Genomic DNA, 726 nt, shown 5'->3' on the forward strand with positions numbered 1-726 from the left:
ATTGTTGCACCGATCCTAGTTGGAGCAGCCTTGTGGCTGGTGGATCAGCACCTGAAGCGGCAAGCTCCCCTGCTGGGCAACAGCCTCAACCGAGCTGTCTCGAAGGCAGTGCCTCTAGTTCTGGGCACCCTCTTAGCAGCACTCCTCTCTTCCCTTGCCTCCATCTTTCTGATCATTCCAGGCATTTATGTAGGGGTTAAGCTGGCCCTCACACCTTGTGCCATTGCTCTAGAAAATCAAGGAACTACAGGAGGGCTGCGCTACAGTTGGAATCTCGTCAAAGGTCGTTGGTGGGGCGTGTTTTGGGCCCTTCTGGTCCTGGGCTTGATTCTTGGTTTTGCGGGTGGATTGATAGTTGGATTTGTCATAGTTGTGGCTGATGTTGGCGACTTTGGGGTGAGAATGGTTGCGGCTGCCGCTGCCACAGCCGTTGTGCCCATCTTCTGGGTCTATGTGGTTCTCCTGTTCCGATCCCTGCAACGATTGAAGGGGCAAGCAGCCTCCTAGTTTCCGCTTTTGCCCCCATTGGGGATAGCAAAAAGGGTGCTCCCCGTGCCTAGCTTTGAGATGAGAAGGGATCCCTTTTTGGGATTTCGGCTCAACCCAAGATGTCCTAGGTGAGATCCCGTGGTATGAAGGGGGTGGATCGGATTGCCCAGGAGGATCTCTGCGCCATGCACAACGCCCCCCTTAACCCGATTCTGCTCTTGCGGCGGTGGTTTGAAG

General features: G+C 55.0%; 1 protein-coding gene. It reads left to right on the plus strand.

Features of this window, described 5'->3' with window-relative positions; genetic code table 11:
• Positions 1-507: hypothetical protein (locus tag NW838_RS07720; protein WP_414427801.1), on the plus strand; the 507-nt coding region annotated here is incomplete at its 5' end.
• Positions 508-726: the final 219 nt, after the last annotated feature.

The sequence above is a fragment of the Synechococcus sp. R55.2 genome, assembly GCF_047462075.1.
Classification (GTDB): Bacteria; Cyanobacteriota; Cyanobacteriia; order Thermostichales; family Thermostichaceae; genus Thermostichus.